At 59.7% G+C, this 21,220-nt stretch carries 20 protein-coding genes; 10 read left to right on the forward strand and 10 right to left on the reverse strand.

Annotated features, from left to right (window positions below):
* Positions 1–8: 8 nt before the first annotated feature.
* Positions 9–596, reverse strand: a complete 588-nt coding sequence (locus PMI27_RS21010) for a LysE family translocator (RefSeq protein ID WP_008152048.1) — start codon at positions 594–596, stop codon at positions 9–11.
* A gap of 170 nt (positions 597–766) precedes the next feature.
* On the opposite strand from PMI27_RS21010, the gene PMI27_RS21005 reads away from it, so the two are divergent.
* The 5 genes from PMI27_RS21005 to PMI27_RS20985 all read left to right on the forward strand — a co-directional run bounded on the left by PMI27_RS21005 (position 767) and on the right by PMI27_RS20985 (position 5,285).
* Positions 767–1,387, forward strand: a complete 621-nt coding sequence (locus PMI27_RS21005) for a LysE family translocator (protein WP_008152045.1) — start codon at positions 767–769, stop codon at positions 1,385–1,387.
* A 172-nt stretch (positions 1,388–1,559) separates the two neighbouring features.
* The gene (locus PMI27_RS21000) at positions 1,560–2,600 is read left to right on the forward strand and encodes a DMT family transporter (RefSeq protein WP_008152044.1); all 1,041 of its coding nucleotides are present in this window, start codon (positions 1,560–1,562) and stop codon (positions 2,598–2,600) included.
* Between the two features lie 80 nt (positions 2,601–2,680).
* Complete coding sequence (locus PMI27_RS20995) at positions 2,681–3,763, forward strand: bifunctional transcriptional activator/DNA repair enzyme AdaA (protein WP_033053127.1); 1,083 nt, start codon at positions 2,681–2,683, stop codon at positions 3,761–3,763.
* Positions 3,764–3,805: 42 nt separating this feature from the next.
* The gene (locus PMI27_RS20990) at positions 3,806–4,609 is read left to right on the forward strand and encodes an isocitrate lyase/PEP mutase family protein (RefSeq protein WP_008152039.1); all 804 of its coding nucleotides are present in this window, start codon (positions 3,806–3,808) and stop codon (positions 4,607–4,609) included.
* 4 nt (positions 4,610–4,613) lie between these two features.
* Positions 4,614–5,285: a DNA-3-methyladenine glycosylase family protein gene (locus PMI27_RS20985; RefSeq protein ID WP_008152037.1), complete on the forward strand. Its 672-nt coding sequence runs from the start codon at positions 4,614–4,616 to the stop codon at positions 5,283–5,285.
* Between the two features lie 168 nt (positions 5,286–5,453).
* On the opposite strand, the gene PMI27_RS20980 is transcribed toward PMI27_RS20985, so the two are convergent.
* The 3 genes from PMI27_RS20980 to PMI27_RS20970 all read right to left on the reverse strand — a co-directional run bounded on the left by PMI27_RS20980 (position 5,454) and on the right by PMI27_RS20970 (position 8,663).
* On the reverse strand, positions 5,454–6,551 hold the full coding sequence (locus PMI27_RS20980) for an extracellular solute-binding protein (RefSeq protein ID WP_008152035.1): 1,098 nt from the start codon (positions 6,549–6,551) through the stop codon (positions 5,454–5,456).
* A gap of 2 nt (positions 6,552–6,553) precedes the next feature.
* Positions 6,554–7,678 (reverse strand): agmatine deiminase, encoded by a 1,125-nt coding sequence (gene aguA / locus PMI27_RS20975; RefSeq protein ID WP_008152033.1) that lies wholly within the window; start codon positions 7,676–7,678, stop codon positions 6,554–6,556.
* Positions 7,679–7,778: 100 nt separating this feature from the next.
* Complete coding sequence (locus PMI27_RS20970; protein WP_033053308.1) at positions 7,779–8,663, reverse strand: LysR substrate-binding domain-containing protein; 885 nt, start codon at positions 8,661–8,663, stop codon at positions 7,779–7,781.
* Between the two features lie 323 nt (positions 8,664–8,986).
* On the opposite strand from PMI27_RS20970, the gene PMI27_RS20965 reads away from it, so the two are divergent.
* Positions 8,987–9,475 carry a GFA family protein gene (locus tag PMI27_RS20965; protein ID WP_008152028.1) on the forward strand — a complete coding sequence of 163 codons (489 nt, stop codon included), beginning with the start codon at positions 8,987–8,989 and terminating at the stop codon, positions 9,473–9,475.
* 204 nt (positions 9,476–9,679) lie between these two features.
* Here PMI27_RS20965 and PMI27_RS20960 read toward each other — a convergent pair whose 3' ends face one another.
* The 4 genes from PMI27_RS20960 to PMI27_RS20945 all read right to left on the reverse strand — a co-directional run bounded on the left by PMI27_RS20960 (position 9,680) and on the right by PMI27_RS20945 (position 13,723).
* The gene (locus tag PMI27_RS20960) at positions 9,680–10,627 is read right to left on the reverse strand and encodes an IS110 family transposase (RefSeq protein WP_008156820.1); all 948 of its coding nucleotides are present in this window, start codon (positions 10,625–10,627) and stop codon (positions 9,680–9,682) included.
* A gap of 244 nt (positions 10,628–10,871) precedes the next feature.
* Positions 10,872–12,158 carry an ATP-binding protein gene (locus PMI27_RS20955; RefSeq protein WP_008149870.1) on the reverse strand — a complete coding sequence of 429 codons (1,287 nt, stop codon included), beginning with the start codon at positions 12,156–12,158 and terminating at the stop codon, positions 10,872–10,874.
* Positions 12,159–12,866 (reverse strand): winged helix-turn-helix domain-containing protein, encoded by a 708-nt coding sequence (locus PMI27_RS20950; RefSeq protein ID WP_033053309.1) that lies wholly within the window; start codon positions 12,864–12,866, stop codon positions 12,159–12,161.
* A 248-nt stretch (positions 12,867–13,114) separates the two neighbouring features.
* Positions 13,115–13,723: a tRNA-(ms[2]io[6]A)-hydroxylase gene (locus PMI27_RS20945; protein ID WP_008149866.1), complete on the reverse strand. Its 609-nt coding sequence runs from the start codon at positions 13,721–13,723 to the stop codon at positions 13,115–13,117.
* A gap of 160 nt (positions 13,724–13,883) precedes the next feature.
* Between PMI27_RS20945 and PMI27_RS20940 the strand changes: the two genes are divergently transcribed.
* Entirely contained in the window at positions 13,884–14,747 is an 864-nt protein-coding gene (locus PMI27_RS20940; RefSeq protein ID WP_008149864.1) for a universal stress protein, read from the forward strand.
* 121 nt (positions 14,748–14,868) lie between these two features.
* Here PMI27_RS20940 and PMI27_RS20935 read toward each other — a convergent pair whose 3' ends face one another.
* Positions 14,869–15,339, reverse strand: coding sequence for a DUF1289 domain-containing protein (locus PMI27_RS20935; RefSeq protein ID WP_008149863.1), 471 nt, complete (start codon positions 15,337–15,339; stop codon positions 14,869–14,871).
* A 408-nt stretch (positions 15,340–15,747) separates the two neighbouring features.
* Here PMI27_RS20935 and acnB point away from each other — a divergent pair, with 408 nt between their 5' ends.
* Positions 15,748–18,357 carry a bifunctional aconitate hydratase 2/2-methylisocitrate dehydratase gene (gene acnB / locus PMI27_RS20930; protein WP_033053129.1) on the forward strand — a complete coding sequence of 870 codons (2,610 nt, stop codon included), beginning with the start codon at positions 15,748–15,750 and terminating at the stop codon, positions 18,355–18,357.
* 267 nt (positions 18,358–18,624) lie between these two features.
* Here the strand turns inward: acnB and PMI27_RS20925 are convergent, their stop codons facing one another.
* The gene (locus PMI27_RS20925; protein ID WP_008149861.1) at positions 18,625–19,905 is read right to left on the reverse strand and encodes a serine/threonine transporter; all 1,281 of its coding nucleotides are present in this window, start codon (positions 19,903–19,905) and stop codon (positions 18,625–18,627) included.
* A gap of 270 nt (positions 19,906–20,175) precedes the next feature.
* Here PMI27_RS20925 and PMI27_RS20920 point away from each other — a divergent pair, with 270 nt between their 5' ends.
* Together PMI27_RS20920 and PMI27_RS20915 are read left to right on the forward strand one after the other, a co-directional pair.
* Positions 20,176–20,559, forward strand: coding sequence for a tautomerase family protein (locus tag PMI27_RS20920; RefSeq protein ID WP_008149859.1), 384 nt, complete (start codon positions 20,176–20,178; stop codon positions 20,557–20,559).
* A gap of 31 nt (positions 20,560–20,590) precedes the next feature.
* Positions 20,591–21,208: a TetR/AcrR family transcriptional regulator gene (locus PMI27_RS20915; protein WP_008149856.1), complete on the forward strand. Its 618-nt coding sequence runs from the start codon at positions 20,591–20,593 to the stop codon at positions 21,206–21,208.
* Positions 21,209–21,220: the final 12 nt, after the last annotated feature.

Raw genomic sequence — 21,220 nt, forward strand, 5'->3', positions numbered from 1 at the left:
CGCTGCGTCTAAGCCCGGATCAAATATCCCGCGCACACCACCAAGAGCAACGCCATGCTTCGGTTAAACAACCGCATGCCTTTGGCGTTGCTCAAATACCCACGCAAAAACGTCCCGGCGTAGACCCAACAGCCGACCGACACGTAGCAAATCACCAAATACACCGCCGCAAACTGCCAGACCAGCCGCGCCTCGCCATCCGCCACAAAAGCGCCCATGCCGGCCACGCAGGCCAGCCAGGCTTTCGGGTTGAGCCATTGCATGAAGGCGCCATACAGCATCGACGGCGCGCGGCCTGATTCCTTCGCCTCCAGATCTCCCTTGTCGGCGGCCAACTTAAAGGCCATGTACAACAGAAACGCCACCCCCGCCCATTGCACCCCCTGGGTCAGCGCTGGCCATTGCTGCAACACTTCATGCAGCCCTAATCCCATCAACACCAACAACACGACGAAACCCAGCGTCGCCCCGGCTACATGCCGTTGACTGGCGCGAAAACCAAACTGCGCGCCGGAACTCAACGCCACGATGTTCACCGGCCCTGGCGTTATCGAGGCCACCAGTGCAAACGCCGCCATCGAGATAATCAGACTCATCACAGACCTTCTTCAATTCAGTTGAACGAGGCCTCAAGGTAAAGAGCGACCTGACGGCTGTATTGAACAAAACACCCCTCAGCTGTACCGCGACCGCCGTCCACCACTGTATGGGTCAAGCCACCCCGGGCCTGTGATAAAAATACCGTTCCTGCTTTTGGAGCCCCGCCATGGACCTCGCCACCCTCACCCTGTTTCTGCCGGCCTGCTTCGCCTTGAACATGGCGCCCGGGCCGAACAACCTGTTGTCGGTCAGCAACTCGACTCGCTACGGCTATCGCATCGCCTGTGTCGCCGGGATCGGTCGGCTGCTCGCGTTCGCCGGCATGATCGCCCTCGCGTCGGCAGGGCTGGCGGTGGTGCTGCAAACGTCGGAATTGTTGTTCTACGGGATCAAGATTCTGGGGGCGGCGTATCTGCTCTACCTCGCCTGGCAATTGTGGCGCGCCGATCCAGGGACGGAAAACGTGGTGGCGGGCGCGCCGGTGGGGCCGCTGGCGTTGGCGCGACAGGAGTTCCTGGTGGCGGCCGGCAATCCGAAAGCGATCCTGATCTTCACCGCGTTCTTGCCCCAGTTCGTCGACTCGACCCAAGCCGTATCGCCGCAATTCGCCGTGTTGGGCGCGTTGTTCCTGGTGCTGGAATGGATCGCCATCGGTGCCTACGCCTACATGGGCCTGCACATGCGCCGCTGGTTCGCCGAACCCCGGGGCAAGCAGATATTCAATCGTTGCTGCGCGGGATTGTTGTCAGCGGCGGCTTCAGTGTTGCTGATGGCGCGTCGGGCCTGAACTCCACCTCTAAACTGTGGGAGCGAGCCTGCTCGCGATAGCGGTCTGTCGGTCAACATCATTATCGAATGTTAAGCCGCTATCGCGAGCAGGCTCGCTCCCACAGTAGATTGTTGTTGGACACGAAATTGGTGTAGTACTTGGCCACTCCCCAACTCACCACAGGCCCTCAATGAACCTGAACATCGTCTACGCCCTTGGCGCTGCCGCTCTTTTTGGCGCGAGTACGCCTTTGGCCAAGTTGTTGGGCCTGAATCTTTCGCCGATCCTGTTGGCCGGTTTGTTGTACCTGGGCAGCGGCCTGGGACTGACGTTCGTCAGACTGTTGCGTGACCGAGGCTGGCAGCCCAGCGGCCTGAAATCGTCGGAGTGGCCATGGCTGATCGGTGCCATCGCTTTTGGCGGCGTGCTCGGGCCGGTGGCGCTGATGTTCGGTTTGACCCTGACCGCCGGCGCCACGGCCTCGCTGATGCTCAACCTCGAATCGGTATTGACCGCCGTGCTGGCCTGGGTGGTATTCAAGGAGAACGCTGACCGGCGCATCGTCGCCGGAATGCTGGCAATCGTCGCCGGTGGCTTGCTGCTGGCCGGGCCCCAGAACCCGGCGCAATCACAGGGCTGGATCGGACCGTTGGCGGTAGCGCTGGCCTGCGTGTGCTGGGCGATCGATAACAACCTGACGCGCAAGGTATCGGCTTCGGATGCGCTGTTTATTGCCGGCATCAAGGGGTTGGTCGCCGGGGTAGTGAACTGTTCTCTGGCGCTGTTGCTCGGCGCAACACTGCCACACATGACGGTGCTGGGGCCTACGTTGATCGTTGGTTTCCTGGGGTATGGCATCAGCCTGGTGTTGTTCGTTCTGGCACTCCGAGGCCTGGGCACTGCGCGCACCGGCGCCTACTTTTCCACGGCACCTTTCCTCGGTGCGGCGATTGCCATCCTGCTGCTGAATGAACCCGTCACGCTGACATTTTGGGCCGCTTCGCTGTTGATGGGCCTTGGGGTATGGATTCACCTCAAGGAACGTCATGCCCATGAGCATCAACATGAGGCGCTCAAGCATGCTCATCGCCACGTGCATGACGAGCATCATCAACATGAACATTCGTTTGAGTGGGAAGGGACCGAACCCCACAGTCACGAACATCAACACACGCCGCTGCGCCACAGCCATCCACATTTTCCGGACATCCATCACCGACATAAGCATTAGGCAGCCCTCATGACGAATGACTGGAATTCTCTGTCGATTTTCCGGTGGAGGCGCTGGGCGACGCGGCTTATGCTCGGCCCATGAACCTACAAAACGCTTTGCTTCCGCCCCACGCCGAGATGGTTCGCGCCATGCTCGAACGAGACACCGCCTACGAGGGGGTGTTCTTTACCGCGGTCAAAACCACCGGCATCTTCTGTCGCCCCAGTTGCACGGCGCGCAAGCCGAAACCGGAGAACGTCGAGTTCTTCGCCCATGCCGATGAGTGCATGTCCGCGGGCTATCGCGCCTGTCTGCGCTGCAAACCACTGGACGCGGCGGCCATCGCGCCGGACTGGGTGCAGCAGCTGCTCAAATCGGTGGATGCCGACCCCGAGCAGCGCTGGACCGATGCGCAGTTGCTGGCCGAAGGCATCGAACCGCTGAAACTGCGCCGCTGGTTCAAGCAGCATTTCGGCATGACCTTTCACGCCTGGCTGCGCACCCGACGCCTCGGCATGGCGTTGGGCGGGATCAAACAGGGCGATTCCATCGACAACGCGGCGTTCGATTCGGGCTACGAGTCCCTGAGCGGGTTTCGCGATGCGTTTCAAAAGTCCTTCAACATCACGCCCGGCCGCGCCGCCAACAGCGAGCCACTGCTGTTCACTCGCCTGACCACACCGCTGGGGCCGATGATCGCCATGGCCGAACGCCGCGGGCTGGTGCTGCTGGAGTTTCTGGATCGGCCAGCGCTGACCAAGGAAATCGAAGCATTGCAGAGTCGATACGGCTATGCCGTCGCGCCAGGACATAACGCGCATTTGCAGCAGATTGAAGCCGAACTGACGCAGTATTTCGCCGGAAAACTCACCGACTTCAACGTTCCACTACACTTGCCTGGCAGCGATTTCGCCCGACAGGTCTGGGCCGAACTGGCGAAGATCCCGTACGGCCAGACCAGCACCTACGGCGCCATTGCTGCGTTATTGGGTAACCCCGGCGCCAGTCGCGCCGTGGGCCTGGCCAACGGGCATAACCGTCTTTCGATTGTCGTGCCCTGTCACCGGGTGATCGGCGCGGACGGTTCGCTGACCGGCTATGGTGGAGGACAACCGCGCAAGGCGTTCTTGCTCAGGCTGGAAAAAGCGGCGGTGCAGATCACCCAACCACTCGCATTCTGATCAATTGCAGGTTTCTCAAAAAGTCATAAGGAAGGACATTCGATGGACACGCTATTTCACCAACTGCACCACGACGGCTTGCTGATCCTCACCAATGTCGCCGATGCCGCCGGGGCGCGCATCGTGGAGCAACTGGGCTGTAAAGCCGTCGCCACCAGCAGCGCGGCAGTCGCCTGGGCTCACGGTTATCCGGACGGCAACACCCTGCCCCTTGAACGCCTGGTATCGACGGTCGAGTCCATCGCCCGGGTGATCTCGGTGCCGTTGACCGTGGACATCGAGGCCGGTTATTCCGATGACCTGACGCGGGTGGCCGAAGTCATTGATGCGGTCATTGCAGCCGGCGCGGTGGGGATCAACATCGAGGACGGTGCTTCCCCGCCCGAGCTGTTGGTGCGCAAGATCGAAGTCGCTCGTCAGGTGGCCGAACGTCGCGGCGTGAAGCTATTCATCAACGCCCGCACCGATGTGTACCTCAAGAGTCTGGTGCCCGCCGAAGATCGCGTGGCCGAGACGCTCAAGCGCGCCGCGTTGTATCAAGCCGCCGGTGCCGATGGTTTGTTCGCGGCTGGCGTCACGGCAGAGTACGAGATCGCTGCGCTGTGCCAGGGCACTCCGTTGCCGTTGAACGTCCTCGGGCTCCCCGGCTTGCCATCGCCTGAAGAGCTCAAAGCCCTCGGCGTACGCCGTTTGAGCGCGGGTTCACGCATCGCCGAGTTTCTGTATGGCGCCATGGGCGCACTGGCCAAGAGCTTTCTGGAAACAGGGACACTCGACAGCCGTGACCTGAAGGCCTTCACCTATGGCGAAGTGAACGCCCTGTTGGCGCCGTCCGGGAAAGCCTGACCCCATGCCCGACGCCTACCTGCCCGCCACCGAGTTTCTATCGTCCATCGATGAGGACTGGCGTCGCCACATCGCCGCCGTCGGCCCTTGCCTGCATCAGCCCCATGCGGCTCGCGATCCTTATGAGTCGCTGGTGCGGGCGATTGCCTACCAGCAACTGCACGCAAAGGCCGGGGATGCGATTGTCGGTCGGCTACTGGCGTTGTTTGGGACGGGCGCGTTCCCGAGGCCGGAACAGATTGTCGCGACCGGGTTCGATCAACTGCGCAGTTGCGGCTTTTCTGCCAGCAAGATCGCGACCATTCAGGGCATTGCCCAAGCAGCGCTGGATGGTGTGGTGCCGGATTACGCTGAGGCGATGGCGATGGATGATGAGGCGCTGATCGAGCGGTTGATTACCTTGCGCGGGGTTGGGCGCTGGACGGTTGAGATGTTGCTGATCTACAGCCTGGAACGGCCGGATATATTGCCGGCTGATGATTTCGGGGTACGTGAGGGGTATCGGCGGATGAAGGGGCTGGAGGTGCAGCCGACGCGCAAGCAGATGATTGAGATCGGGCTGGGGTGGCGTCCTTATCGGACGGTGGCTGCCTGGTATTTGTGGCGTGTTCCGAAACCACCCCTCACCCCAACCCTCCCGAAACGTCGGACCGCCCCCGAGGGGAGAGGGAGCTGACCGTAAAGACCTGACGAATTACTGCGACCTGAAAGTATTGTATTGAATCCATAATCGACTCGGTTTCACAGGTCGATGGATCTCGTAGAACACCTCGGTCAGCCCCCTCTACCCCTTGGGGAGAGGGTTGGGGTGAGGGGTGGTTGTCATGCCGAAACCGCACCCAAATCACAACCCCGACTTCAACCGACTAAACGCCCGAATCAAAGCCCGGTTAAACGCCTTGCCATTGTCATTCTTACTATACAACGATGCCCTCACCTCGGCCGACGGATACGTCCCCGGATCATTGCGAATCGCCGGATCAATCAAGCCGTCCGCCGCCGTAATCGCATTGGCGTAGTGGATGGTGTCCGTGATGGGCGCAATCACCTCCGGCGTCATCAGATAATCCATCAATGCCAGCCCCGCCTGAGGATGAGGCGCATCCTTGGGAATGACCATGGCGTCGAACCAGATCAACGTGCCCTCCTTCGGTATCCGATAACTCAGCTTGAACGGCTTGTTCGCCGCCTCGGCCTGTCCCGCGGCGATGGCGACGTTGCCGTTCCACGACATCGCGACGCAGGTGTTGCCGTTGGCGAGGTCGCTGATGTTCAGGTCATTGTCGAAGTAGCGGATATAGGGCCGAATCTTCGCCAGTTGCTGTTCGGCCCGTTGCAGGTCATCGAGGTTCTGGCGGTTGATGTCCAGCCCCATGTACTTCATGACCGCGGCGAACACTTCGTTGGGATCGTTGAGCAAACTCACCCCGCAATCGGCAAATTTCGACACCACCGCCGGGTCGAACAGCATCGCCCAACTGTCCCGTGGTGCGTCGGGCAGGCGCTGTTTGATCGCCTCTTCCTGGTAGCCGACGCCGGTGGTGCCCCAGGCGTAGATCCCGGCGTAGCGATTGCCCGGATCGAACACCGCCATGTGCTGGCGGAACTCGTCTCCCACGCCGGCAAAATGCGGCAGCTGTTGCGGGTTCAGGGTTTGAATCGCCCCACTCTGGATCGCCCGGGACAAATGCTGGCCGGCGGTCAGCACCAGGTCATAGCCGCTACGGCCGGTGAGCAGTTTGGTCTCTACGGTTTCCAGGGAGTCGAAGTGGTCGGCCACCACGCGGATGCCGGTTTTCTTCTCGAAATTGCTCAGGGTGTCCGGGGCCAGGTACTCGCCCCAGATGTACAGATTGACCACCGGTTTGGCGGTGTCGGCGGCCTGCACACACAGGGGTGCGAGCACCAGCAGTAATGCTTGAGTCAGTTTGTGCAGGCCCATTTTCAAACTCCCTTTTTGTTGCAGGCACTGCCTGCGTACTGCGGCATGGTGATGCACGCGACGTTGCCGCCGCCGAGGAGGATTTCCCTGGAGTTTTCGATACCGACGATTTTGTGTTGCGGGAACAATTCGGCGAGGGTCGCCTGTGCGGCCTGATCGTTGCGATCGCCAAACAGCGGTACCACGATTGAGGTGTTGCCGGCGTAGTAGTTGATGTACGACGCGCAGATTTTGGTCCCGGCCTGACGGGTATGTGTGCTGTCTTGCTGATCCAGGCCTTCGGCTTCTTCAGCGGTCCATTTCAGCACATCCGGTTGCGGCAGCTTGTGCACTTTCAGCTCGCGACCACGGCTGTCGCGGGTGCTGCGCAGAATGTCGTAGGCCTCCTGGTAGATTTCCCATTGCGGGTCATCGCGATTGTCGGTCCATTGCAGCACCACTTCACCGGGGCGCACGAAGCAGGCGAGATCGTCGACATGGCCGTCGGTTTCGTCGAATTTGCAGCCCCGTGGCAGCCAGATGATTTGCTCGGCGCCGAGGTAATCGGTCAGTCGGCGGGTGACTTCGTCCTTGCCCAGGTGCTGGTTGCGATTGCGGTTAAGCAGGCATTGCTCGGTGGTGAGAATGCTGCCCTGGCCGTCGCTCTGGATACCACCCAGTTCGGCAATCAGCGGCGCGCGGTAGCGGTCGAACCGTTCAATTTCGAGGATTTTGCTGGCGATCTGGTCGTCCTTGTCCCACGGGTAGTACAAGCCGCCGTCGAGGCCGCCGTATGCGTTGAACTCGAAGTCCACGCCCCGCACCTCACCGCTGTCGTCATTGACCACAAAGCATGGGCCACTGTCACGGAACCAGGTGTCGTTGCATGTCATTTCCACCACCCGCACTTGAGGCGGCAATTGGCGGCGAGCGGTGGCGAATTGCGCGGCAGAGGCGCACACGGTGACCGGTTCGCTTTGGGAGATGGCGGTGACGATCTGCACCCAGACTTTCTGCGCAGGCTTGGCGCCGTTGCGCCAGACGTCGGTGCGCTCTGGCCAGCCGAGCCAGCAACCGGACTTGGTTTCGAACTCGCCGGGCAAACGGAAACCATCGAGTTTGGGGGTGGAGTCGAGCAGACGTGCCATGGTCAAACCTCATCAGCGGGGATTGGAATGACCACAGGCTACGGTCGCCGGCGCCCTCCTCGCCAACGATGATTATTTCGGAATACTTGAATTCAACTCATCAATCGATCAACTGATCGCTGAACCATTCCAGCATCTGCGCCACTGCCGGGCGCTCCAGCCTCACCCGCTCACACACCAGCGCATATTGGCCGAGCGCAGTCATGCTGGAGGTGAACGGCCGGACCAGACGACCGCTGAGCAAATCCTCCTGCGCGGTCAAGTTATCGCCCATGGCCACACCCTGGCCTTGAGCCGCCGCTTCCAGCGCCAAACCGGCGTGGGCGAAATACAGCTGGCGTTCAGGGCGCTGATCGCCGGCATGGCTGGTGAGCCAGGCGGTCCAGGTCTTGCCGTCCTGATCGTCGTGCAGCAGGCAGTGACGCGCCAGATCCTTCGGGGTTTTCAACGTGCCCTGGTTGAACAGACCGGGGCTGCACACCGGGAAGAACTGCAACGCCGGTAAGGGCCTGACAAAGTACGCGCTGCTATCCACCGGGCCGGTGCCGTAAGTGATCGCCAGATCGATGTCTTCGCCCGGCGCCGTGGCGTCGATCGGTTGCTCGTAGAGGTGCAAGGTGATGTGCGGATACCGCGCGTAGAAATCCGTCAGACGACTCATCAACCACTTTTGCGCCAGCTCGGCGGTGACTGCCAGGCGCAACACCGCCAGCGATGACGGATCACGCAGTTCATCGCAGGCATCGCCGATCAGTTCGAAGGCTTGCTGCAAGCTTTGCATCAGGCGCCCGGCGGCCATCGTCGGGCGAATCTGCCGGCCTTCACGGATGAACAACGTCACGCCCAATTGCTCTTCGAGCTGGCGAATCTGGTGGCTGACCGCGCTGTCGGTGACGCACAACTCCGCCGCCGCCCGGCCGAAATGGGCGTGACGGGCGGCGCATTCGAAGGTTCTGAGTGCTGCTAAAGAAGGCAGTCGTCGCATGATCAAGGCCCCGATTTCGAGGCGCCCATGCTGACCCGGCGGACAGTGGGCGTCCAGTGGGACCGCGTTATCGTTCATCGCGAGCAAGCTCGGCTCCTACAGGGGATTGTTGCCGTATACAAAATCTTTGTAGGAGCCGAGCTTGCTCGCGATGGCGGCGGCACATTCACCACAAATCCAACGCCCCATCACCCTCTCTTATCCACCATGATTTCCCCCAAAACCCGGCGCAGGTTGACCCGGCGATGCGATTCTCGTACCGGTGGATGGGCGCTGAAGGTCTAGGCTGTCTTGGGTACGTTCCAGACCTGTCGGAGGTTCCCATGCAGCTCGAAGGTTCCTGCCATTGCGGCGCGGTGTCGTTCAGTTTGACCAGCGCCCACCCCTACCCGTATCAGCGTTGTTACTGTTCGATCTGTCGCAAGACTCAGGGCGGTGGCGGCTACGCGATCAACCTGGGTGGCGATGCCGGCTGCCTTAAGGTGCGCGGTCGCAAGCACATCGCGATTTATCACGCTCGACTCAAGGACGAAGGCGATAAACGCGCCCACAGCAGCACCGCCGAGCGGCATTTCTGTTCTCTGTGTGGTTCAGGCTTGTGGCTGTTCAGCCCCGAATGGCCAGAGCTGGTTCACCCGTTTGCCTCTGCCATCGACACCCCGCTGCCGGTGCCACCGGAGCACACGCACTTGATGCTCGGTTCCAAGGCTTCGTGGGTGGAAGTCGAGGCGCATCCTGGGGATCAGCAGTTCGACGTCTATCCCGAAGAATCCATCGCCGAGTGGCATGAGCGCCTGGGTTTGAGCCGTTAAGCCGGTTCACAGTCTTTGACATTTCGACGGTGCTGGCCGTGCAGTATCTTGCCAACGATGCGGTGGATGCAGGCTTCGGTGGGTGGGCAGGTGGTGTACACCTTTTAGCAATCCGGTGTTGATGGCGGCCCCTTCGCGAGCAGGCTCGCTCCCACATTTGGAATGCATTCCCCTGTGGGAGATTCTATGGTTGAGGGGAAGCCCTCAACTGACTTTCGGTTGGTATTCGTCCTGCCCCTTTAGCAGAGCGAATACCACCCGAGCGAGCTTTCGAGCCAGCATCACCAATGCTTGAGTGGTGCTGAAACCCCGAGCTCTTTGTTCTTGATAAAAATCTTTCCAGGCCTCGGTGCGACTCGCCGACATTGCCGCATTGTGCAGCAGCCGCCGAGCCTCCGGGTCACCGCGCTTGGTCAAACTGCGGCGGCCGTCTTTTTGCCCTGATTTTGATACCCGCAAATCCATTCCCAGAAAGGCGATAAAGGCATCCGCGTTTCTGAAGTCACCCCGCTGAAACGCCGTGATCAAACGCGCACCTGTCAAAAAACCAATGCCTTCCACTTTCAGACAGCGTTTTAACTGGCCCAGCAAACCGGCTTCTTTGAGCTGATCGTTGATCGTCTTCTCGATCAGCATCTCAAGCTGTTGCATGGACTTCACTTGTTCGGCAAAAGCGGTCTTGAGCAGCGGCTCATTGGCCCAGCTTTGCACCAGGCCGACCCTTGCCTGGACCAACGCCGCCCGGCGGCGGAAAAGACTCAGCAGCTGGCGGTATAGTGGGGATGGCGGGGTCCATGGGTGAAGCTCTTCATGTTCATTTTTCAGATACCGAGCAAGCAACTTGGCATCCAGTGCATCAGTTTTGGCACGGACCTTCACACCTTCGCGGTAATGCTTGAGTTCATAGCCGCCCACCATGTAAATCACGCATCCGGCCTCGTAGGCCAGATCGGCGAACTCCAAGTGGTAGATATTGGTGGCTTCGACGGCAATGGCCACCGTGCTCGGCAAGGCCTTCAACCACTTCTTGATGGCTGTTTTATTGTTGGGAATCTCTTCAAGCAGGCCCAGTTCGGCGTGATAAATCACCAACTCATTCTTGGCGACATCCACGCCCACGATCGGCTTTGAAGCAGAAACCGGCATTGCCATAGGATTTCCTCCGGGATATGGTTTTAAGCACTTGAAGGGCTCACCCAGGGGCGCAGGCTTGTTCCTATCGTCGGTCTAGGCCCGATGCATTCTTTATCGGCGCTTGGGTGAAAGGAGGAGGGGCGAACTCTCCCACGGTCTGTACTGCGTCAACAGTCAGAATCGAGCCTTGTCCCTTCTCCTCCCTTCAAGTCCTACCATACAAGCGAGCCTGCTCGCGATGGCGTCAGTCAGAACAACACAATTAATCCTGATGCGCCCAGGTCATGCGAAACGACGCCCCGCCCCACGGTGAGTCCGCCACTTCCACTTGCCCGCCATGGGATTGCGACACCCGCCGCACCAGCGCCAGGCCCAGGCCGAAGCCGCCGGTGCGGCGGTCGCGGCTGGCGTCCAGGCGCGAGAACGGTTCGAAGATTTTCTCCCGCCCGTCCATCGGCACGCCCGGCCCGTCGTCGTTGACCCGCACTTCGTAGTGATCACCGGAGCGCACCAACGACACTTCCACCCGGCCATCGGCATATCGAATGGCATTGCGCAGCAGGTTGATCACCGCCCGGGCCATGAAGCGCGGCTCGATGCGGACTTCATCGACCTGACACTCGACAATCAGCAATTGCACGCCGGCGGCTTCAGCTTCCAGCGCGACGCTGCCAACCACGCTGTCGAGCCAACTGCTGGCCTGAATGTTTTCCCGAGTGATCACCGTGGCGCCGCGCTCGAGGCTGGCATAGGTGAGCAGTTCGGACACCATCTCTTCCAGTTCGCCGAGGTCGGCGTACATGTCGGCGATCAGTTCACGGCTCTGGGCCGGATCAGATTGCTGCTTGAGCTGGTCGAGCTCGAACGACAATCGTGCAATCGGCGTACGCAGCTCATGGGATACAGCATTAGTCAGCTCGCGCTGATTGGCGATCAGGCCTTCGATGCGAGCGGCCATCAGGTTGAAGTGTTCGGACAGGTCGCGGATGTTCGAGCGCTTGGACAGCTGGATCCGCGACGACAGATCGTTATCGCCAAAACGCTCGGCCGCCAGGCGCAGCTTTTCCAGGTCGCGCCAATGCGGGCGCACCCAGAAAAGCAACACGAAACCGATCATCACCGCGATCATCAGATAGGCCGCGGCAATGTAGAACGGCATCAGGCTCGGTTCGGCCGGCAGCTTGATGCTGAGCAGTTGCGAACCGTCGTCAATGCGCGAGATAAACTGCGTGTACTTGTCGCGAATCACCAGCAGGCCTTGGGCCAACTCGGCTTTCTCCTGCCCGGTCAGGGATAATTGATCGGTCTCGACCAGGGTCAGGCCCAAGCCGTAATGAGGGCGCACCGCTTCCAGTTGTCGCTCCCGAGCCGAACCGTCCAGACCGCGCAACTGCTCGGCCAGCGACCAGGCCTGACCACGCACCGCCTCTCGGTTGTAGCTCTGCATCTGACCGTCGAGCAGCGCATCGAACGTGCGCTCGACGGTTTGCAGTCCCAGAATCAGGCCCACCGTCATCACTAGGAACAGCCCAAGAAATAACCGCAGCATCTACAACTCCCATGCGAACGGATTGAACAGATAACCCTTGCCCCACACGGTCTTGATACACACCGGTTCGCGCGGGTTGTCGTTTAACTTGCCCCGCAGCTTGCTGATGTAGACGTCAACGCTGCGGTTGAGACCGTCGAAAGCGATGCCACGCATGCGGTTGAGAATATCGTCACGGGACAGAATCTTGCCGGCGGCGCTGGCCAGCAACCACAGCAGCTCAAACTCCATGGTGGTGAGTTCGATGCCCTCACCCGCCAGCCGCACTTCCCGGCAACTGCGGTCGATGCTCAGATGGCCGAATTCCAGAGCGCTGCACACACCGCTGTCCGGCGTCTGGCGGCGTTGCAAGGCGCGTAACCGGGCGAGCAAAACTGGCGGTTTGATCGGTTTGATCACGTAGTCATCGGCACCGGACTCCAGACCGAGGATGTGGTCAAGGTCGTCTTCCTTGGCGGTAAGAATGACGATCGGCGTGTCGGACACGCTGCGAATCTCGCGGCACACGTGCAGGCCGCTCTGGCCCGGCAGCATCAGGTCGAGCACGACGATTTTGGGTTTGAATTCGAGGAACGCGGCCATTGCGAGGTCGCCGCGGTGCACCTGCCGGACCTCAAAACCATGTTGCGACAGGAAATGCGCGATCAGCCCGGCGAGCTTTTCGTCGTCTTCCACCAGCAGTACTTTGCCAATACCCAGGCTATCCATAACGACCGTCTGCCAACCCTTGTGTGAAGTGGCCGGCATTATGGCGCCAATCGGTGACCGGACGGTTATCGCAGGCAGCAAAAACCGGCCTCGGGGGCCGGTTTTCGGAGATGTTTCATTCTTTTAAGAGTTTTTAACAATCTTCGAGAACAAAGATCGGAGCTTGGGGAGGCCTTTTTGTAGGAGCCTAGCTTGCTTGCGATAGCGATCTTGGGGATGCCATCGCCGGCAAGCCGTGCTCCTACAGGTCACGCCGCAGTTGGCACACCGCTGTGGAAACGAAACTCCACGTCCGGCGACTCGATCAGCTCCTGCTCGGCGGCGCGGACCTTGTCGATCACCTGGGCGATGTCCTTGGCGTCACCGTACTGGTAGGCCAGTTTCAGGTAACCCTGGAAATGCCGGGCCTCGCTTTTCAGCAGGCCGAAGTAGAACTTGCCCAGTTCTTCGTCCAGATGCGGCACCAGCGCTTCAAATCGCTCGCAGCTACGGGCTTCGATAAAGGCGCCGACTACCAGAGTGTCCACCAGTTTGACCGGCTCGTGGCTGCGCACCACTTTACGCAGGCCCGAAGCGTAGCGTCCGGCGGACAGCTGCCGCAGCTCGATCTTGCGCTTTTTCATCAGGCGCATGACCTGTTCGTGGTGCACCAGTTCTTCCCGGGCCAGACGCGACATCAGGTTGATCAGATCGACGTGGGAGTGATACTTGGCGATCAGGCTCAACGCGGTACTGGCGGCCTTGAATTCACAGTTTTTGTGATCGATCAGCAGGGTTTCCTGATCAGCCAGCGCGGCCTGAACCCAGCCATCGGGGGTGCGGCAGCCGAGGAACTCGTGAATTTCGGGAAGGATCATGGGGCTCACGGATAAGAGGTTCAAAATCGAAGGGCGCCGATTATACCGGCCTGCCGGCAGACCACCAGTCGCGACCGTTGATATACATCAAGTCCCGAATGGCCAACCAGCAACTATAGTTGTCCAACGCAGTATTTTTTACTTCATGGAGATCCCGATCATGCAAGCCATTCGCAGCATTCTGGTGGTCCTCGAACCTGAACACTCGGAAAGCCTGGCGCTCAAACGGGCCAAGCTGATTGCTGGCGTGACCCAGGCTCATCTGCATCTGCTGGTCTGCGACCGCAAGCATGACCACAGCGGCATGTTGGGCGTGCTCAAGGCCGCGCTGATCGAGGACGGCTACAGCGTCACCACCGAGCAGGCCTGGAATGAAAGCCTGCACGAAACCATTGTCGATGTGCAGCAGGCTGAAGGCTGTGGACTGGTGATCAAACAGCATTACCCCGACAGTCCGCTGAAAAAAGCCCTGCTGACCCCGGCGGACTGGAAACTGCTGCGTTACTGCCCGACGCCAGTGCTGCTGGTCAAAACCTCGAAACCCTGGACTGGCGGCGTCATTCTGGCGGCGATCGATGTCGGTAGTACCGATGGTGAACACCGCACCTTGCACGCTTGTATTGTCGATCACGGTTATGACATCGCCAGCCTGGCCAAGGCCCATTTGCACGTGGTCAGCGCCCATCCGTCGCCGATGCTGTCGGCGGCCGACCCGACGTTGCAGCTCAGCGAAACCATTGAGGCGCGCTATCGCGAACAGTGCAAATCGTTTCAGGCCGAGTTCGACATTGATGACGAGCACCTGCATATAGAGGAAGGTCCGGCGGATGTGTTGATTCCGTTCATGGTCCACAAGCTGCAGGCGGCGGTGACGGTAATCGGTACCGTGGCGCGGTCCGGGTTGTCAGGGGCGTTGATCGGGAATACGGCGGAAGTGGTGCTGGATGCGGTGGAGAGCGATGTGCTGGTGCTGAAGCCGGATACGATCATGGATCATCTGGAGGAGATCGTGACCCAGCATTGAGATTTGCAGTGCCGGATAGATCGCCATCGCGGGCAAGCCTTGCTCCCACAGGGTTTGTGTCGTTCACAACCATTGTGCACGACACAAACCCTGTGGGAGCAAGGCTTGCCCGCGATGCTTTTTAGCCGCCGAAGGCGTCTTTGAGAAAACCCGGCGCAATGTAGCGCTGGTAATGCGCCTCGGAGAGCAAAAAGAACTCCCGATCAATGGCATCCCGCAGTTCCGGCAGGTTCCAGTCGCGAAACTCCGGCATCAGCACCATCCCGTAGGCTTCCAGGTTGTTGATGACCCGCGCCCCCCGGGCGATCAACTGATACGCCCAGCAGTATTCCGACTGATGCGGCACAAAGCGGATCTTGCGCTGCTCCAGTTGCAGACGCAGGCGCTGGGGATCGAAAACTTCAAGCTTGCTGGCCATCACCTGGGACAGCAGCAGCTCAAGACGCAGCCACACCGCGCGCTTTTCCTCCTCGTTGTAACCATTCCAGTTGATCACTTCATGGTGGAAACGCTTGCAGCCACGGCACACCAAATCACCGTAAACAGTGGAGCAGAGGCCGACGCAGGGGGTCTTGATGGTCTGATTGGGCATAGGTTGGGAGAGCACGGGAAAGCAGAACAGGTCGGCATGTTAGCCCTTTGTCTAACATTGATCACCCCTCAAAGTTCAGGGCCTAACTTACCTTTAATTTTTTTTTGCCGTAGAATCAGCCAGCCTTTTAAGGCGCCAATGTCCGTTAGAAGCTGTTTTCAAAGCGTCACGAGCACAGTCGTTCCTTCAGAGCGGTGTTGGCGAAGGGTTTTTCCAGCGGGGAAAAGCCCAACGCCAACCCTCATCAGCTCCCCGTTCTGCAGGCGTAAAACTTTGAAAGCAGCTTCTGTAAGGAATTGCCGGTAATTCTGGCTAAGCGGCCCACAACGCCACGCAGCGCATGAGTACGGCAATTTCGGGATGAGCGTCCCGGACACCCATTTGGGACCACTGATGAGGGTAATAACTGTGCTTGAAGCCTACCGCAAACATATCGAAGAGCGTGCAGCACTGGGTATCGTTCCCCAGCCGCTAAACGCCGAACAAACTGCAGGCCTGGTCGAGCTGCTGAAGAATCCCCCGGCTGGCGAAGAAGCTTTCCTCGTTGACCTGATCACCAATCGCATTCCGCCAGGTGTGGACGAAGCAGCCTATGTAAAGGCCGGTTTCCTGTCTGCCCTTGCCAAAGGCGAAGCAAAATCCCCTCTGATCGACAAGAAACGCGCTGTTGAACTGCTCGGCACCATGCAGGGCGGCTACAACATCGTGACTCTGGTCAATCTGCTGGACGACGCCGAACTGGCGCCAGTTGCTGCCAAAGAACTCAAGCACACCCTGCTGATGTTCGACGCTTTCCACGACGTCGCTGAAAAAGCCAAGAACGGCAACGTTCACGCTAAAGGCGTGCTGCAATCCTGGGCTGACGGCGAGTGGTTCAAAAACCGTCCTGTCCTGGCCGACAAGATCAGCCTGCGCGTGTTCAAGGTCACCGGCGAAACCAACACCGACGACCTGTCCCCTGCTCCAGACGCCTGGTCCCGCCCGGACATCCCGCTGCACGCCCTCGCCATGCTGAAAATGGCCCGTGAAGGCATCGTGCCTGACGCCCAGGGCGTCACCGGTCCGATGAAGCAGATCGAAGAAATGCGCGGTCAAGGCTTCCCGATCGCCTACGTCGGTGACGTGGTCGGTACCGGTTCTTCGCGTAAATCCGCCACCAACTCGGTGCTGTGGTTCTTCGGCGACGACGTTCCTTTCGTACCGAACAAGCGTGCCGGTGGTTTCTGCTTCGGCAGCAAAATCGCTCCGATCTTCTACAACACCATGGAAGATGCTGGCGCACTGCCAATCGAGTTCGACGTCACCAACATGCACATGGGCGACGTGATCGACCTGTACCCGCATGCTGGCAAAGTCTGCAAACACGGCACTGACGAAGTCCTGACCACCTTCGAAATGAAGACCCCGGTGCTGTTGGACGAAGTTCGTGCTGGCGGCCGTATCCCGCTGATCATCGGTCGCGGCCTGACCGACAAGGCTCGTGCCGAATTGGGCCTGGGCCCTACCGACCTGTTCAAACTGCCTGAAGCACCTGTCGACACCGGCAAAGGCTTCACCCTGGCACAGAAAATGGTCGGCAAGGCGTGCGGTCTGCCAGAAGGCAAAGGCGTTCGTCCTGGCACCTACTGCGAACCGAAAATGACCACCGTCGGCTCCCAGGACACCACCGGTCCTATGACCCGTGACGAACTGAAAGACCTGGCGTGCCTGGGCTTCTCGACCGATCTGGTGATGCAGTCCTTCTGCCACACCGCGGCTTACCCTAAGCCGATCGACGTGACCACCCACCACACCCTGCCAGACTTCATCATGACCCGCGGCGGCGTTTCCCTGCGTCCGGGCGACGGCATCATCCACAGCTGGCTGAACCGTATGCTGCTGCCGGACACCGTCGGTACCGGTGGTGACTCGCACACCCGTTTCCCGATGGGCATTTCGTTCCCGGCCGGTTCCGGTCTGGTAGCGTTTGCCGCAGCCACTGGCGTTATGCCGCTGGACATGCCGGAATCGATCCTGGTGCGCTTCAAAGGCAAAATGCAACCGGGCGTCACCCTGCGTGACCTGGTTCACGCCATTCCTTACTTCGCGATTCAGGCTGGCCTGCTGACCGTCGAGAAGAAAGGCAAGAAGAACGCCTTCTCCGGCCGCATCCTGGAAATCGAAGGCCTGGACAACCTGAGCATCGAGCAAGCGTTCGAGCTGTCCGACGCCTCGGCCGAACGTTCGGCTGCCGGTTGCACCATCAAGCTGTCGAAAGAGTCGATCACCGAGTACCTGAGCTCCAACGTCACCCTGCTGCGCTGGATGATCGGCGAAGGCTACGGCGATGCGCGTACCCTGGAACGTCGTGCTCAAGCGATGGAAGCCTGGATCGCCAACCCTGAGTTGATGGTTGCCGATGCTGACGCCGAATACGCTGAAATCATCGAAATCGACCTGGCCGACATCAAAGAGCCTGTGCTCTGCGCGCCAAACGATCCGGACGACGCCCGTCTGCTGTCCAGCGTTGCTGGCGAGAAGATCGACGAAGTATTCATCGGTTCGTGCATGACCAACATCGGCCACTTCCGCGCTGCCGGCAAGTTGCTGGAACAGGTCAAAGGTCAGCTTCCAACCCGTCTGTGGCTGTCGCCGCCGACCAAAATGGACGCTCACCAGCTGACCGAAGAAGGCTACTACGGCATCTACGGCAAGGCCGGCGCGCGCATGGAAATGCCGGGCTGCTCGCTGTGCATGGGTAACCAGGCACGTGTAGAGCCGAACTCGACTGTGGTGTCGACGTCGACCCGTAACTTCCCGAACCGTCTGGGTGACGGCGCGAACGTCTACCTGGCTTCGGCCGAGCTGGCGTCTGTTGCTTCCATCCTGGGTCGCCTGCCGACCGTCGAGGAGTACATGGAATACGCTGGCAAGATCGACAGCATGGCGGCCGATGTCTACCGCTACCTGTCCTTCGACCAGATCGCCGAGTTCCGTGAAGCTGCTGCGAACGCCAACATCCCGGTCGTTCAAGCCTAACGCTGCAACGCAATAAAAAACGCCGCCCATCGTGAGATGAGCGGCGTTTTTTTATGCCTGAAGAAATGTGGGGCCCACTGCCTGGCTTACCTGAAGAACGAGGCGCCCCCATCGCGAGCAGGCTCGCTCCCACAGAAACGGTGCAAAACCTGTGGGAGCGAGCCTGCTCGCGATAGCGGACTCACAGCCCCATAGAAGCGCCCGCGGTCACTGAAATTCAAGCCGTTACCGATCGTTCCCGCACTGTGGGAACGATCAGAGTGGTGGTCAGGCCGTCAGCGAATAGATCAACGCCGAGATCGCCACCAGGCCCACCGCCGTCACGAAGACGTTGGAAGCCTGACCGCGATAACGCGCCATGGCCGGAACCTTGCGAATCGCGTACATCGGCATCAGGAACAGTATCGCGGCGATGATCGGACCACCGAGGGTTTCGATCATCCCCAGAATGCTCGGGTTCAGCGTGGCAACGATCCAGCAGACCACCAGCATGAAGGCGGCAGTCATGCGATCCAGGGTCTTCGGTGCCGGGCGCTTGCCACTCTTCACGATCAGACCTTTAAGACCTTCGCTGGCGCCGATGTAATGACCCAGGAACGACTTGGAAATGGCCACGAACGCAATCAACGGCGCCGCGAAGGCGATGGTCGGGTTGCTGAAGTGGTTGGCCAGGTACGACAGGATCGACAGGTTCTGCGCCTTGGCTTCAGCCAATTGCGCCGGCGACAGGGTCAGCACGCAACTGAACACGAAGAACAGCACCATCACCACCATCAAGGCGTGGGCGCGGGACAGGATCTGCGAGCTACGCTCTTCGGCGTGATCGCCGTAACGACGCTTTTGGTCCACCGCAAACGCCGAGATGATCGGCGAATGGTTGAACGAGAACACCATCACCGGAATCGCCAGCCACAGCGTGTGCAGCAGTGCCGACGGTTCTGGCAGCGTCGACGCGGTGGCGAGGATGCCGCCGTTCCAGTGGGGAATCAGGAACACCGCGAGGAACAGCAGCGCAACAATGAACGGATAAACCATCAGGCTCATGGCCTTGACGATCGCCTGCTCGCCGCAACGTACCACCGCCAACAGGCCGAGGATCAGCACGAGCGACAGCACGGCGCGCGGTGGCGGCATGATGTGCAGTTGATGCTCAAGGAAACTGCCCACGGTGTTGGTCAGGGCCACGCTATAAATCAGCAGGATCGGGAAGATCGCGAAGAAGTACAGCAAAGTGATCAGCGCACCAGCCTTGATCCCGAAGTGCTCTTCCACCACTTCAGTGATGTCCGCGCCTTCGCGTCCGGACAACACAAAACGGGTCAGGCCACGGTGTGCGTAAAACGTCATGGGGAACGCCAACACCGCCAGGACCAGCAACGGCCAGAAGCCGCCCAGACCCGCGTTGATCGGCAGAAACAGCGTGCCAGCCCCGATGGCCGTGCCAAACAGGCCCAGCATCCAGGTGGTGTCATGGCGATTCCAGCTCTCAAGCGTCGCTGGTGTCGCCGATACATAGCGTTCGTCGACGCTATTGGCCTGATCATTCATCCGGTGGGATCTCCGCATTCCGGTCAGTTGCTACCCGGTCAGGACGAGTCGGAAAAATCCGACAGGCAGCGCCCTGGCCGAAACAGGGGCGCGATTGTCCGGGATTAATGAGCAGAAGCAAAGACTTAGCTGAGGAGTGGTTGTGCGGATCAGATCCATTGGCACCCTTTATTAAATAGATGTTTTAAAAAATCTATTCAATAAAGGATTGCCGTCATGTAATTTCGATGCTCGCTGCTGACCGTCAGCCCTTACTTGCGGAGCCCTCTCATGCCACTCGTTCGCGTCGACATCAAGAAGCATCAAGACCCGACTTACGCCAAACGTGTCGGGCAATTGATCTACGCCGCCATGCACAGCGCCATTGGCGTGCCGGAGAACGATAACTTCCAGATTCTTGCCGAGCACGACGAACAGCATTTCATCTTTGATCCCGGCTACCTGGGCATCAATCGCACCGACAATCTGGTGGTGATTCAGATCACCTTGAGTGAAGGCCGCACCATCGAACAAAAGAAACTCCTCTACAAAACCATCGCCGAGAGCCTTAACGCGGAACTGGCGGTGCGCCTGGAAGATGTATTCATCAATCTGGTGGAGGTAAAGAAAGAGAACTGGTCGTTTGGCAATGGCATAGCCCAGTACGCCAGCTGATTTCTACCTTTTATATAGCTGTGAGCCGCCAATGCCCCGAGTCTCCCGCAAACAAGCCGAACTCAACCGCGAGATCATCATCGAGGCCGCCACGCGTCTGTTTCGCGAACGCGGCCTGCACGGGATCAGTGTCGTCGATGTGATGGCCGCGGCCGGACTCACCCATGGCGGGTTCTATGGTCATTTCGAATCCCGGGAAGCGCTGGCAAAAGAAGCGTGCAGCCGGGCATTCACCCAATCGATGGAACGCTGGAAGCAGAAAATAGAGGATAACGACGACAGTCTCTCGGCTCGCGAGCGCATCATCGCGCCCTACCTGTCCGCGGCCAATCGCGATAATCCGGGCGAAAGCTGCCCGGTGACCGCGTTTGCCGGCGACATGTGCCATGAAACCGCTGAAAGCGGTTTGCACCAGACCTACACCCAAGGGCTGGAGGCATTGTTGCAGATGCTGGCACCGCTGATGGGCGCGGATCAGCCCGACACCAATCGGCAAAAAGCGTTGGTGGACTATTCGCTGATGGTCGGCGCCCTGACCTTGGCCCGCGCCACCCGGGGTGACGCCTTGTCCGATGAAATTCTCGACGCAGCCCGGACGTTTCTCACCTCGAACACGGCCGTTGACACACCCGCGACGCCGACGGCATGATCGGCCTCATGA

The organism is Pseudomonas sp. GM41(2012), from assembly GCF_000282315.2.
GTDB lineage: Bacteria > Pseudomonadota > Gammaproteobacteria > Pseudomonadales > Pseudomonadaceae > Aquipseudomonas.